We start from the raw sequence: 284 nt of genomic DNA, 5'->3' as shown, positions 1-284 counted from the left end.
GTGCGGCGCTGAGGGTGTGCCGCGTGACACGGTGACCCGGCCGCGCGCGCACGAGCCGTTCGGGCATCGGCCGACGACGCTGCTGGTCCGCGTGCGCCGCTACCGGTGCGGACACTGCCGCCGAACGTGGCGGCAGGACACGACGAAGGCTGCGGCGCCCCGGGCGAAGATCTCCCGCGGCGGGATCGCGTGGGCACTCACCGCGATCGTGGTCGACCACCTCACCGTCACCCGAGCCGCAGCAGGCCTCGTGGTGTCCTGGCACACCGCGAACACCGCGATCC

The 284-nt window shown here is 73.9% G+C and carries 1 pseudogene; it reads left to right on the top strand.

Annotated features, from left to right (window positions below):
• Positions 1-284: pseudogene (locus tag QM019_RS12775) on the top strand (ISL3 family transposase); the annotation flags it as partial.

It is taken from the genome of Gulosibacter sediminis (assembly GCF_030011715.1).
Classification (GTDB): Bacteria; Actinomycetota; Actinomycetes; order Actinomycetales; family Microbacteriaceae; genus Gulosibacter; species Gulosibacter sediminis.
The sequence above is the reverse complement of the archived record's forward strand: the minus strand, read 5'-3'. Positions and strand labels throughout refer to the sequence as shown.